The 14431-nt window shown below is 71.9% G+C and carries 6 protein-coding genes; 5 read left to right on the plus strand and 1 reads right to left on the minus strand.

All coding sequences use genetic code 11. The features are described from left to right. Nucleotides 1-120 precede the first annotated feature (120 nt). Together NOD94_RS08180 and NOD94_RS08185 are read left to right on the plus strand one after the other, a co-directional pair. Nucleotides 121-2100 (plus strand): TerD family protein, encoded by a 1980-nt coding sequence (locus NOD94_RS08180; protein ID WP_281205080.1) that lies wholly within the window; start codon nt 121-123, stop codon nt 2098-2100. Nucleotides 2101-2596: 496 nt separating this feature from the next. Beyond that, entirely contained in the window at nt 2597-3649 is a 1053-nt protein-coding gene (locus NOD94_RS08185) for a hypothetical protein (protein ID WP_281205081.1), read from the plus strand. A gap of 474 nt (nt 3650-4123) precedes the next feature. Here the strand turns inward: NOD94_RS08185 and NOD94_RS08190 are convergent, their stop codons facing one another. Further along, a complete protein-coding gene (locus NOD94_RS08190; RefSeq protein ID WP_281205082.1) occupies nt 4124-4534 on the minus strand; it encodes a Rid family hydrolase in 411 nt (136 codons plus the stop codon). 526 nt (nt 4535-5060) lie between these two features. Here NOD94_RS08190 and NOD94_RS08195 point away from each other — a divergent pair. The 3 genes from NOD94_RS08195 to NOD94_RS08205 are packed head-to-tail and all read left to right on the plus strand — an operon-like array spanning nt 5061 to nt 14245. Continuing rightward, complete coding sequence (locus tag NOD94_RS08195; protein WP_281205083.1) at nt 5061-8192, plus strand: amino acid adenylation domain-containing protein; 3132 nt, start codon at nt 5061-5063, stop codon at nt 8190-8192. A gap of 9 nt (nt 8193-8201) precedes the next feature. Then, complete coding sequence (locus NOD94_RS08200; RefSeq protein WP_281205084.1) at nt 8202-10796, plus strand: beta-ketoacyl synthase N-terminal-like domain-containing protein; 2595 nt, start codon at nt 8202-8204, stop codon at nt 10794-10796. Further along, entirely contained in the window at nt 10793-14245 is a 3453-nt protein-coding gene (locus NOD94_RS08205) for an amino acid adenylation domain-containing protein (protein WP_281205085.1), read from the plus strand. Before NOD94_RS08200 ends, NOD94_RS08205 begins: the two co-directional genes overlap by 4 nt. The last annotated feature ends 186 nt before the right edge of the window (nt 14246-14431 follow it).

Raw genomic sequence — 14431 nt, forward strand, 5'->3', positions numbered from 1 at the left:
TGCGCGGGTACCGGGTCGGCCCGGTCCAAGCAGGCACAGGCGCATCCGCACGAACCTGCCTCATGCAACACCACGTGCTGCCGTTCGTGATCCGTCGACGTCTGCTGCCACGATGGCCCCATGGTCAACATCATCAAGGGCGGCAACACGACCGTTCCCGTCCAGCCGGTCCGGATAGCCGTGTGCCACCGTCAGCAGCCCGGAGCACCGGCGGTGAACGCGTACCTCTTGCTGCTCGACGCACGGGGCCGGGTGCGCGGTGACGCCGACCTCGTGTTCCGCAACCAGCCGCAGCACCCGTCGGGCGCGGCCCACCACCTTGGTCCGAGCGAGGGTGGCGGGCAGCGCGCTGACTGGCTGGAGGTGGACCTCCGGCGGCTGGAGCCCTCGGTGGAGCGGGTGGTGATCGCGGGATCGGCCGACGGCGGGACGTTCGGGGCGGTGCCCGGACTGTACGTGCAGTTGACGGCGGACGACGCGGCGGTCGCCGAGTACCGCGTCGAGGACGCGTCCACGGAGACGGCGTTCGTGCTCGGCGAGCTGTACCGCCGCGGGGAGCGGTGGAAGTTCCGGGCGGTCGGACAGGGGTACGACTCGGGGCCGGCGGGCATGGCAGCGGACTTCGGGATCGCGGCAGCATTCCCGGACGGGCCGCCCCGGAATGCTGGTGCGGGGGAGCGGACCCCGATTGCTCCTGCCGTCTCCGCGGCCCCGTCCGCTCCTGATCCCCGGTGGCCCAAGCCCATCACGGTCTCGAAGGTGCGTGGGGCGGTCGTGCCCGGCACTGCGGCCGTACCGGCCTCGTCGGCGGCCGCACCGGCCTCTGCACCCGGCGCTGTGGTCCTGCCTCCTGTCGCCGATGCCTACCTGGAGCACAGCGGACGCGGCAACGACATCCTCACGGTGGAAGCGCCGCTCCCCGCCGGTCCGGTGATCATCGAGGTCGCCGTGGACGGCGAGGGCGACTTCATCCTGTACACCGTCAACAAGGCCGACAGGGAGGATGAACTCCTCTTCAGCACCAGGGAGCCCGTCCTTCGAGGACGCAGGCTCGTCATCGCGTCCGGCAAGCGCCCGCTCCGGCTCAAGGTGATGTCGGGCCGCGCGTGGACCGTGCGGGTGCTTCCGGTCACGGCGGCCCAGCCCCTGACCGACCGGATCGAGACGCGGGGCGCCGAGGTCCTGCGCTACGACGGACCGCCGGCTGACCTTCGGATCCGATACGACGGCGGCGGCGGCGGGAAGGGTAAGGGCCACTTCGCGCTCTACACGGCCCGGCCCGAGCCGGCACACCGCTTTGACCACGAGCTCCACGTGAGCGAGTCCGGACGGGTCAAGACCACCATCCCCCTCAACGAGGGCCCCCTGCTGGTGCTGGTCGAGACGAACGGCGGATGGTCGGCGGAGCTGGGCGGGCGCAAGGAGCAGCCGGGTCCGGCTCCGGCGGCCGTGCCCGCACCGGCACACGTTCAAGCTCCGGCGCCCGCCCCGCAGCCCGTACGGGCCCCCGCCACGGACGTCCTCCTGGAGCGCAGCGGACGCGGATACAACGTGCTCACCGTCGAAGCCCCGTTCCGATGCGGACCGCTGATCGTCGAGGCACGGGCGGGCGACGACGGTTACTTTGTCATGTACACCCTCGACCGGGTCAACGAGGACGAAGAGCTGCTCTTCAACACCACCCAACCGGGCTTCCACGGGCGGGCGCTCGCCGTCACGCCCGCCGACCGCCCCCTGCGGTTGAAGATCGAAACCGACGACGAGTGGACCGTACGTGTCCTGCCCGTCGGCGCCGCGCTCCCGCTCGCCGGACCGGTGCGGGGCGCGGGCCCGGAGGTGATGCACTACACGGGTCCGATCGCCGACCTGAACGTCCGCTACCTGGGTGAGGACGGCAGCGGTGCCCGCGGTGCCACGGGCTGGTTCGCCCTGTGGAAGGCCTCCCCCGACCTTGCGGACTTCGACGACCGGGACCTACTGGTCAACGAGACCAAGGCGGCCGAAGCGACCGTCCCACTCACGGAGGGCCCGCTGCTCATCCTGGTCGAGGCGGAGGGCCCGTGGACCGCCGAAGTCCGGGGGCTCCCGCAGTACCCGTAGGACCTGTGAGCGGTGAGCCTGGTGGCACAGCGCGCCGTGGTATGGGGGCTGGTGACGCCGTGCAAGGCCCGGCACAGCGCCTTCATGTTCCCCGCACCGGCTCCGGCTCCGGCTCCTGCACCGGGGACGGGGCCGGTGCGGTGCGGTGCCGGGAACTTCGGCCGCGCCTTCGTCACGGCTTCGGCGCGGCGCACGATGCCCGCTTCGGTAGGGGCGGCCCGGCGGGAGGACGCCGTACCCGGTCCGACCGCCCGTCGGGGTGCGGGCGCGGCGTGCCGGGCCTCGCCGGGTGCTGCGGGGTCTGCGGCGGCGGGCAAGGCGGGGCGTCGGCCGCCACCGCGGCAGCGGCGGTGCTGCCATGCCCGGGGCCGGGCACGTCCCCGCGACCGACAGGGTGGACACCTGACCAGGCCAAGGCCCTTGCGCCCGACCGAGGTTCCGAATGACCAAGGACTCGGCGTCGCGACTGTCAGTGGGTTCCGGCATGCTCCGCCACATGTCAACTGCCGATATCACCCTCGACGAGTGGCTCAACTTCGACCGAAGGGCGGCGTGGGCCACTGCCGAGACCGCCGCTCGGACGGTGGGCGGCATCGTCACGTCCGTCCACCTTCACGAATATGCCGGACGAACCGCCTACAACGCGATCATCGAGGTCGATGGGAGACCGTTCGTCTTCGTCCCCGGCGGGCATGCCCAACTCGGCTTCGAACCCGAATCCTGGACGCCGACCGACGATGAGGTCCTTTCCCATCTTGGTAGCTACGCGGCATTGGACCCGTTCCCCGACCATGCCGACCTCGAGCCGGATGACCGAGCTGAGGCCCGTGCTCGCCAGAGCGACAGTACTGTCGACGAGATCCGCCGGCAGATCGCCGCCATCACCTCGCGCCCCCGGACCACCCGCTTGAAGGCGTTCCTTGCCGCCAAGCACGCTGACGAGGCCGGCGTGAGCGAGGCCCCTCTCGACCACCCGATCATCACGGCGCTCATCCAGAAGTGGAAGCCAGGACACCAGGAACTCATCGACGATTTCATCCTGCCTGAAACCGACACGGGCACCCACGGCCGAGTTCGCTTCGACCCGGACGGCAAGCCCACGGCGGCATGGCTTGCGGCACATACCACCCATGGCACGATCACCGATGAGCTGGCACGGACTGGCCGACGCCTGCCCACTCCCGATGAATGGGAACACGCCTACGCATTCGGTGCACGGAGCCTGTTCCCGTGGGGCGACCGGATGCCGATCCGATGGCTCGGTGACGACAACACCCTTGTCATGCCCGACGGTGTCCGCACGGCCGCGGCATCACCGATGCTGTCAGGGCTGCACATGGCCCAGAACTCCTACAAGTGGGAGCTGACCACTGACCGTCAGGAGGTCCGCGGCGCCGACGGCGGTGGTGCGGAATGCGGCGGCGAACCCTGGTTCGCCAAGTGGTTGATCCAGGCGAGCTCCTACCGCGACCCCGAACAGGGCGACTTCGTCGCACAACGCCCGCATACCCGCGGCACCCTCGCTCGGCCTGTCATCCCGCTGGATTGATGGCGAAAGTTGACCCGAGCGAAGCCAGGTCCAGTTCGGAGAAGCCTGCATCCGCAAGCGGGGGTCGGTGTGGAGTTGCCGGAGCGGTCGCCCGTCCGGTGCACCCCGCTCCGGCCGCCGGCCGGCACCGACCGGTGGGCGGACCTCCTCAAGGCGGGCGACGATGCCCGAGGGGCTGGTGCGCGACGCGTCCGCGCGTGGTTCTTGGACAGTGGGGGATCCGGTGACGCGGCGGGTGATCGCGGGACACGGCGCGTCCGCCCGAGACGTCCACGGCCAAGACCGGCGGCCGTCGACGATCCGCGGGCGCGGCAGGTCGGCCGGCGCCGTCCGCAGCCGGCCGGCGTCGATCCGGCCGTGATCGAGCCCGCCTGCATTGCTCCGTGCCCGCGGCGAGGCCGCCCCCACGTCCGGCGAATTCCCGGGCGAGCCAACCGGTTCGAGACGACGTTCGACACCTGGAGACGAAGAGCCTCAGTCGGGCAGCGCCACGGTGAGGTCCACTTCAATGAGCTGCCCCGTGAAGCCGAGCTGCGCAACACCCAACAGTGTGCCGGCGGTGGTGAACGCCGGTCCGAGAGCCGAGTCGGTGAGCCGACGCCAAGCGACGCCCAGATCGTCCCTGTCGTCGCTCCGCACATAGATCACCGAACGCACCACGTGTTTCGGCTCGGCATCAACCGCGGCCAAGGCGGCGAGCGCGTTCGCGACAACCTGGTCGACTTGCACCTCGAGCGATCCGGAGCCGACGAGGGAACCACTCCGATCGAGAGGGCACTGCCCCGCCAGGTAGGCCGTACGACCGGCCTCCACCACGGTGATGTGGTGATAGCCGGGCGTCGCATGCAGCTGCTCGGGGTTGATACGAGTGATCTTCGCAGTCATGCCCGAAAGTTTGACCGACTTCACTGCCGGTGCGCATCGCAATTTGTTCCACCCAGCGACACTCGCAGCATCCAGAAGGCCAAGAACGGCGCAAGCCTCCCGCCGACGGCGTGGGCAAGCCCAAGGTGACCCTGGGCAAGCCCGTACAGGCGGCGGTGGCCGTGGCCGGCGGGGGCCCCTGCGGATGTCCGTCGACTCCGGGTCGGGTTCGAGCGGCCGGTCGGTGTCGCAGTGGTCCGACCGCGACGGCCGTCAGGTCGGGTGACGGCTCTCTTCGGACGCCTCCGCCCGGTTTCCCAGGGCCTGTTTTTCGGCCATCTGGAGCCTATCCGCCGGAGGTCGCGAAGCAGCAGTTCACGCACGGCGTACCGGCGGTCGCAGCAGAGGGCGGAGCGACGATTTCGAGTCGTAGGCCAGATATTTCGTTGACTGGCACATCGATATCGGCTCAAGATCGTCGTGGTCTTTACTGGTGTGCGCCCGCGATCCCATGACCTGGGGGTCGTAGGCCGGCTACGGGGGAAACATGCCAACCTTCGCAGGGCGCCGAGTGCTGCCCTTGACACGTCAACAACGAGCCATGTGGGCAGCGCAGAGGCTCGGTGGCGGCGACGCCTACAACATTCCGATCGTCCATCAACTGGCCGGCCCGTTGGACGCGGCCGCTCTGGACCGGGCCCTGTGCCGGCTGATCGCCCGCCATCCGGTGTTACGGTCCCGCTCCGACGCGCAAGGCACATTATTGCAGGTCAGTGACCAGATACCGGAGCGTGTGCTGCGGGTGCGCGAGGTCACCGGCCAGGACTGCCACGCGTTGGCGGTCGAGTCGGCCCGTACGCCCCTCGACCCCGACGGCCCACTGCGCCTGCGTGCCGACCTCTTCCGCAGTGGCCCGCAGGAGGCGGTCCTGCTGCTGTTGCTGGACCACATAGTCGTGGACGCGCCATCCGTGGGACTGCTCCTGAACGACCTGTCCGCCCTCTATGCCGAGTCCGCGGACGGTTGCGCGCCACACCGGGATCCCGGCGAGCAGGACGGCTATTTCGCGTATGCGATCGCGCAGAAGGACTACGAAGAGTCACCCGAGGGCCGCCGGGACGAGGACTTCTGGGTCGATTACCTGCAAGGCGTGACCGTCCTGCCGGCCGTAGCGGAACGCTCGGCCGACGGCGGGTCCGGCCCGCGCACCTCCTCGGTCGGAGTGCGGGTGCCGGAGAACCTCGGCCACCAGTGCGAGCAGCGGGGCATCACCCCGTTCGCCGCCCTGCTCGGCGCCTACTCGCTCACGCTGCAGCACTACTTCCGCACCGATGACATCGTTATCGGATATCCGGCCGTCGACTGGCGCCGCTCCCGGTATCCGCACGTGGTCGGGCTTTACTCCGAGATGCTCCCCTTCCGGCCGCCGGCCCGGCAGGGCAGGACCGCGGGCGAGTACATCGAAGAGACCCAGGACTCGCTGCTCGACTGCCTGGCCCACCAGGGCGGATCACTCGCGAAAGCGTGGGCGGCCGTACGCAGCGGAACGCAGTCCGTGTCGGCCTCGGTCTTCCCCGCCCTCATGTCGTTCAACGAGGCGACCGCCGACGAGGCCCTGCGCCTGTCGGGCGTGGAGGCCCGGCGCGTCCCCGTGGTGCCGCGCGACGGCAAGGCGGGACTGCTGCTGTCCGTCAACGCCGACGGCGCCGGCTTCACAGGCCGGTTGGACTTCGTGCGGGACCAGTACCCCGCCCACGTCGCCCGGAGCATCGCCCGCGCCGTCGAGACCGTACTCGGACAGGTGCTGTCCAACCCCGGCCCCTCCGTGCTCCAGGTGGCCCTGGTCGGCGACGAGGACCGGGCGGGTGCGGCCGCGCACGGCCGCCCGGAGCCCCACGCCCCGTCCCGGGCACTGGTGGTGGAGGCCTTCGCGGAGCAGGTGGCGACCCGGCCCGGGGACACCGCCCTCATCGAGGGCGAGCGCAGGGTGACCTACCGGGAGCTGGACGACGAAAGCCGTCGCCTGGCCGCACGGATCGCCGCGCTGGGACTGCCCGGGCGAAGCACGGTGGCGCTGTGCCTGCCGCGGTCCGCCGCGTTCGTCGTCGCCGTCCTGGCCGTGCTCCGCTCCGGCATGGCCTACCTGCCCGTCGACACGGCGCAGCCGGCCCGAAGGCATGCCTTCGTCATGAAGGACGCCGGCGCCGCGGCCGTCCTCGTCGGGGACGCCCGAGCACGGGAGCAACTGTCCACGGAACTGCCGGTCATCGACGTCGGCGGGTGCGACGACGTCGATGAAGCGGGCGAGTTCACCGACGTGCGGGTCGAGGGCACGCAACCCGCCTACCTCATCACCACCTCCGGAACCACCGGCCTGCCCAAGGCCGTTGTGGTTCCTCACCGGGCAATCGCCAACAACCTGACATGGAAGCGGCGTGCGTTCGGCCTGGGCCCCCAGGACCGCTTCTACTTCAAGACGCCCCCCGTGTTCGACGCCTCGGTATGGGAGTACCTGGTTCCACTGACGATCGGCGCGTCGGTGGTGATCGCCGGGGCCGACACGCACCGGGACCCCGCCGCCCTCCTCGCGGACATGCGCCGGCACGACGTGACGGTGGCGCAGTTCGTACCGACCCTGCTCAAGGCCCTGCCGGACGAGGAAGGCCTGAGCGGCTGCCCCTCGCTGCGCTGGCTGTTCTGCGGCGGCGAACAACTCGACCGCGCGGTGGTGCGGATGGCGCGGCGCACGAGCACCGCCCGGGTCGTCAACCTCTACGGCCCCACCGAGGCGACCATCGACGCGACGTACCACGTGTGCGATGTGGACGACGACAGCGGTCCCGTCATGCCGATCGGCCGCCCGGTGGACGGCGCGCACACGTACGTGCTGGGCGCCGGCGGCCAGATCCTGCCCCCCGGATTCACCGGTGAACTGCACCTCGGCGGGATCGTCCTCGCCGACGGATACGTCAACCGCGAACAGCTGACGGCGGAGCGGTTCGTCGCCGCTCCGGCGGAGGAACACACCGGGCTGCCGACGCCGCGCCTGTACCGCACCGGCGACCTGGTACGCGGACGCGCCGACGGAGTCCTGGAGTTCATCGGACGGGAGGACGGACAGGTCAAGATCCGCGGCCTGCGCGTCGACCTCGACGGCATCCGCAGCGTGCTGCTGGAGCACGGGGACGTGAAGGACGCCCTGGTGGTGGTGCATCCCCGCCGAGAGGACGCGCTGGTGGCGTACGTCGTCGCCCCGGAGGGCACGACGGCCGAGGACGTCCTCGGGCACCTGGCCGAGCGGCTACCCGCCGAGCAACTGCCCGCGTACGTCGTGCGGCTGGACGAACTACCGGTCACGGCGACGGGCAAGGCCGACGCCCGGGCCCTGCCGGTGCCGGAGGCGGGACAGGACGCCACCGCGCGGACCGCACCGCGCACCGCGCTGGAGGAGCGGCTCACCGCCCTGTGGGCCGGGGCGCTCGGCGTCGCCCCGGAGCGCGTACCGAGGTCGGTGAGCCTCTTCGAACTGGGCGGCAGCTCGCTGACCCTCATCCAGCTGCACAGCAGCATCAGAGCCGAGCTGTCGCTGGAGGTGCCGGTCACCGACCTGTTCAAGTACCCGACCGTATCGGCCCTCGCCGACGCGCTCGGTCGCCGTGTCCGCACACCGCAGAACTAGGGGAACGCCGTGAGCGTGCAGAACTCGAACACTGCCATTGCCGTGATCGGCATGGCATGCCGCCTACCCGGAGCCCGGGACGTCGACCGGTACTGGAAGAACCTGCTGGAGGGCGCCCACTTCCTGGCCCCGCTCGATACGTCCGGCCTCCGATCCAAGGGCGTACCGCAGGACCGGTACACCCGAGAGGGACACGTCGCCGTTTCCGGCGCCGTCGACGGCGTCGAGGACTTCGACTCGTCCTTCTTCGGCATCGCGCCGGCCGAGGCCGACACGATGGATCCGCAGCACCGGCTGTTTCTGGAGGAGGCCGTGCACGCCCTGGAGGACGCGGGCTGGGCGGGCCGCGCCGCTGGAGGGCGCGTCGGGGTGTTCTGCGGCAGCGGCGAGAACCAGTACGGCCGGCTGCTGCCGGAACCGGACGAGGGGGCGGGCAGCCACCGCAGGATGTCGGACGCACCGGCCATGCTGCCCCTCCGGGTCTCCTACCACCTCGACCTGCGCGGCCCGAGCGTCTTCGTGAACACCTTGTGCTCCACCGGGCTGACCGCCGTGCACCTGGCCCGCCGGAGCCTCCTGGCCGGTGACTGCGACATCGCCCTGGCCGGCGCGGTGTCCGTACGGCTGCCGCACGAGCACGGATACCTCGCCGGGGAGAGCGCGGTGCTCTCCCCGGACGGCACGCTACGCCCCTTCGACCGCGACGCGAACGGAACGGTGCCGGGCAGCGGGGTCGGCATCGTCGTCCTCAGGCCGCTGGCCGACGCGCTCAGGGACGGGGACCGCGTCCACGCCGTGCTGCACGGCACGGCCGTCAACAACGACGGCTCGGACCGCCAGAGCTTCGCCGCGCCCAGCGTCACCGGACAGCGCGACGCCATCCTCGCGGCGGTCGCCGACGCCGGGGTGGATCCCCGAGCCATCGGCTACGTGGAGGCACACGGCACCGGCACGCCCCTCGGTGACCCCGTCGAACTCGCCGCCCTGCGGGAAGCACGCGAACAGCTCGGCGTGGACACGCCGTGCGCCATCGGAGCCGTGAAGTCGTCCATCGGCCACCTCGACACGGCCGCGGGCATGGCAGGACTCATCAAGGCGGTCCTCAGCGTGCGCGAGGGCGTCATTCCGGCGACGGTCAACCATCGGGAACTCCTCCCGTCGGCCGACGTGGAGGGCAGCGGCCTCCACGTCAACACCCGGAGCCGTGCCTGGCCGCAGAACGGGCTGCCGCGGTGCGCCGGCGTGTCGGCGCTCGGCGTGGGCGGCACCAACGCCCACGTGGTGGTCGGCCACCACGTGGCCGCACCCGGACCGAGGGGCACCGACGGCGCCGCCCCGGAGGTGTTCCCGGTCTCCGCGCGCTCGGCCGACGCCTTCCACGGACTGCGCAAGAGCCTCGCCGACGCGGTCACCGTCGCAGGCGACATGGCGGCCGCGGACGTCGCCCGTACGCTCCAGGACGGTCGCATGCCGCGCGAGCTGCGGCGCGCGTGGGTCACCCCCTCGCTGCCCGAGTTCGCGGCACTGCTGAGGGAGGAGGCAGCCCCTGTCCCCGCCGGACCGATCGAGATGGCCATCGACCTCGGCTCCGCCGTACGTCCGGATCAGTCCCTCACCGACCGGATCCCCGCGTTCGCCACGGCCCGGGACCGCTCCGACGCGACCGAGCGGGCCTTCCTGACGGGGTACGCCGCACTGGAGGAACTCGCGGCACTCGGCGTACGGGTCGCGACCGTCACCGCCCGGGGGGCGGGGGAGTACCTCGCGGCGGCCCATGCCGGCGCGCTGGACCGCGACGTCGCCCTGCGGTGCGCCGTACGCCACGAGGCCGTCCGGGCCGTCGTCCGGGGCGGCGGCGACCTGAGCGGGTGCGAGAAGCACCTGGCCGCCATCGAGGACGAACTGCGGGCGCACCGGCCCACCCGCCCGGAGACCGCCCTGCGTTCCCTCAGCCTGGGAGAGACCGTGCCCGCGGGAACCGAGCTGTCCGTCGACCACTTCCTCGACGTGGCACGGACCGCCGTCATGGACGGCGGACCCACCGCCGGTCCGGGGGACGCCGCCGACCTGATGGGCGCGCTGGCCTCCTGGAAGGACTGGCTGGAGCTGGCCGCATGGTGCTGGGAACGCGGGGCCGACCTCGACTGGGGCCGGCTGCGCGCCGGGTCCGCGCACACGGTCGCCCTGCCCCTCTACCCCTTCCACGCGCGACGGCACTGGGCGATCACGGTCCCGGACGGCACCGCTGCCGACCCGGACCCCACGTCACGGGTGGAGCCCGAGCCCGAGCCCGTGCCCGGCACCGGTGCGCAGGAGGACGTCGTCGCAGTCGTCATGGACACCTGGCGGTCCGTGCTGGGCGAGACGGACGTAGAACCCGACTCCGACTTCTTCGCGCTGGGCGGGCATTCACTGGTGGCAGCCCGGATCGTGGCCCGGCTGCGGGAACGCTTCGGCGTCAGTGTCTCCGTCGGCGACCTCCTGGACGCCGAGACGCCCGAGGGGATGGCCGGGCTCGTGCGCGAGCAGCAGGCGTCCGCCGCGCTCTACACCGCGCTGACCGCACCGCGCGGCGCCGACTCGACGGGGAGCTTCGAGCTGTGACGACCACGACCGGGATACTCCGGCAGATCGCGGACCTCGGCATACGGCTGGAGGAACGGGACGGCAAGCTCTCCGTCACCGGTCCCACCGCAGCGCTGACGGACGAGTTGAAGCAGACCCTGCGCGACCACCGCGACGCCATCCTGCGGTTCCTGCTGGAACAGCGTCGCGAGGACACCGAACGCACCCTGCGCATCACCCGCGCCGACCGCTCGGGCCGCATCCCCGCCTCCCGGGCCCAGCAGCAGATGTGGCTGAGCGAGCAACTCGCCGACGACGGCCCGCCCGTCTACAACATGTACTTCGCCGTGGAACTGCACGGCGACCTCGACGTCGCGGCCCTGCGCGGGGCGGTCGGTGACCTCGTCGACCGGCACGAGATCCTGCGCACGGCACTCACCGAGAACGAGGGCGCGCTGGTCCAGACGATCGCCCCGCGGTGCCCCGTACCCTTCCACGAACACGTGTCCGCCCCGGACGGGACGGACGCCGTCATACGGGCCCTCGTCTCGCACCGCTTCGACCTCTCCCGAGCCCCGCTGAGCCGCTTCGACCTGGTCAACACGGGCCCCGGGCAGTGGATCCTGCTCGTCGTCCAGCACCACGCCGTCTCGGACGGGTGGTCGACGGGCATTCTCAAACAGGAGCTCGCGGAGCTGTACCGGGCCCGGGTGGCCGGCCGCCGCGCCGAGCTCGCGGACCTTCCCCTCCACTACGCGGACTTCGCCCACTGGGAAGAGCGCTGGCTGGCCGGCCCGGCAGCCGAACGGCAGCGCGACTTCTGGCGCCGCACCCTGGCCGATCCGCCACCCGCGCTCGACCTGATGCCCGGCCGCGGCCGCGGAACGACCGCCGGATACGGCGGATCGGCCCTGGAGATCCGCTACGACGAGGAGCTGCTGGACCGGGTTCGCACCCTGAGCACCGAGACCGGCACCACCCCCTTCACCGTGCTGGTCTCGGCGTACGCCCTGCTGCTCGCCCGGCTGTCGCGCACCGAGGACGTCGTGGTGGGCACCCCTCTGGCGAACCGTCCGCACGCGGACCTGGAACGCGCCATGGGCCTCTTCTTCAACCTCGTCCCCGTGCGGACGCGCGTGGACGAGGAGATGACCACCCGCGCGTACCTGACCATGGCCAGAAGCGCCGTACACGAAGCGTTCGCCCACCGGGAACTCCCCTTCGAGCAGGTCGTCCAGGCCGTCGCACCGCGGCGCGGGGCCGCGCACAGCCCGCTCTTCCAGACCGTGTTCCTGTTCCAGACGTTCCCCGACACCGACTTCGACCTGCCGGGCGTGCGCAGCACCCCCGTGGACGTACCGACGTACTCCACCCAGTACGACGTCATGTTCCGGCTCAGCCTGCACGAAGACGGCCTGCGCGGGCTGCTCACCTACAGCGACCGGCAGTTCACCAAGGACGAAGCCGGTCGGTTCGTGGCCGCGTACCGGAGCCTGCTCGACGGCATGTGTAGCCGGCCGGACCGGCCCCTGGCCGAACTGGGACTCCTCGACACCGGCAGTGCCCGGATGATCGACGGGTGGAACGCCGCGACGGCCCGACCGGTGCCGGACCGCCCGATCCACGAGGACATCCTGGCGCGGCTGGCCGAGGAACCGCAGCGGCCGGCCCTGACGTTCCGCGGCACCGCCCTGACCCGCGGCGACCTGGCGCGTCGGGCCGCGTCCGTCGCGGCCGGGCTGCGGGCCGCCGGTCTCCGGCCCGGCGATCGCGTGGGCATCCTCATGCCGCGGAGCCCCGAACTGGTCGCGGTCCTGCTCGGCACGATGTCCGCGGGGCTGGTGTACGTGCCGCTGGACGGCTCGGCACCGGCGGGACGGATCGAGGCGATGGTACGGACGGCGGACTGCACCGCGCTCGTCACCGACGACGCCTACCGCGAGGCCTGCCCCGGTTTCGACGGCATCCGCCTCGCCGCGGCCGAGCTGCCGGACACGGTCGCCGGCGGTCCGGCACCCCGATCCACGACCGGCTCGGCGTACGTCATCTTCACGTCAGGTTCGACCGGCGTGCCCAAGGGCGTCGAGATCACCCACGCCAACCTCGCCAACCTCTTCCAGGCCCTCGACGACGTCGTCCGACCCGATGACGCCACCACGTGGTTGTCGGTCACCGCGGTCACCTTCGACATCGCCGTCGTCGAACTGCTCTGGACGCTGGCCCGCGGCATCCCGGTCGTGCTCGCCGAGAACCTGGAGACGCTGCGCCGGTCCACGGGCGACGCCGACCCGGCCGAACCCGTGGCCATCCCCGACCTGATCCTGGCCTCCGGAGCCACCGCGATGCAGGCCACCCCCACCCTCCTGCGCACCGTGCTCCTGCTGCCCCGCGCAGCCGAGGCCCTCGCCGCGCTGCGGATCCTGATGGTCGGCGGTGAGCCGCTCGACCTGACGCTCGCGCGCCGGCTCAAGGCGCTCGGCATTCCCCGCGTGGTCAACATGTACGGCCCCACGGAGACCACGGTCTGGTCCAGTTCCTGGGAGCTGCCCGACACCCCCGAACACGTCCTCGTTGGCCGGCCGCTGGACAACACCGCCCTGTACGTCACCGACGCCCGCCTCAACGCGGTGCCGGTCGGCATGTACGGCGAACTGGTCATCGGCGGCGCCGGAGTGGCCCGGGGCTACGTCGGCAAGCCGGAACTCACGTCCGAGCGGTTCCCGCTGCGCCCGCGACTCCATGCGGGCGGCCCGGTCTACCGGACCGGAGACCTGGCCCGGTTGCTGCCCGACGGCACCGTGGAACTGTCCGGCCGACTGGACAACCAGATCAAGCTCCGGGGGCACCGGATCGAACTGGAGGACATCGAGCAGGCGGTCAACGCCGTCCCCGGCGTCACCCAGTGCGCCGTGGTGCCGCAGGGCGACAGCGGGCATCAGGTACTGGTCGCCCACTACGTGCCCCGGCCCGGCTCCGAGCTCGACGAGGCGACGCTGCGCTCGGCCGTGTCCGAGCGGGTGCCGGCCGTCATGGTCCCGTCGGTGTTCGCCGCGATCAGCCGCCTGCCCACCACCTCCGGCGGCAAGGTCGACCGCACCGCGCTTCCGGTCGTGCCGCTGCACCGCCCCGACGACGCCACCGCCCAACCGGCCCACGTACTGGAGCAGCGGCTGCTGGAGATCTGGAGCGGCGTCCTCGGCGTCGACGGCCTGCGGGTCACGGACGACTTCTTCGAAGTCGGCGGCTCCTCAGTGCTGGTCGTGCAGTTGCTGGCAGAGGTGCGCGAGCACGTCCGTCCCGACGCGCGCGTCGTCGACTTCTTCAGCTTTCCCAGCGTGCGCGCGTACGCGCGGTACATCACCGACCGCGCGCAGGACCCGTCCGGCCCAGCCCCTCGGTCCCGCGTTCCCGCCGACGCGGCCGACGCCGGCGGCCGACGGCAGCGCATGCGGCAGGCGGCGCAGCGGCGCCGCGAGCGCGCCGGCTGACCCGCGCACTGCCGGCCGCCCCCCCCCCCCCCCCCCCCCCCCCCCCCCCCCCCCCGCACCCCCAAAAAAAAACCACCCCCCCCCCCCCCCCCCCCCCCCCCCCCCCCCAAACAACCCCCCCCCCCCCCCCCCCCCCCCCCCCCCCCCCCCCCCCCCCCCCCCCCCCTCCCCCCCCCCCATTTTTAC

Origin of the sequence: Streptomyces sp. Isolate_45, assembly GCF_024721315.2 — a bacterium.
Classification (GTDB): domain Bacteria; phylum Actinomycetota; class Actinomycetes; order Streptomycetales; family Streptomycetaceae; genus Streptomyces.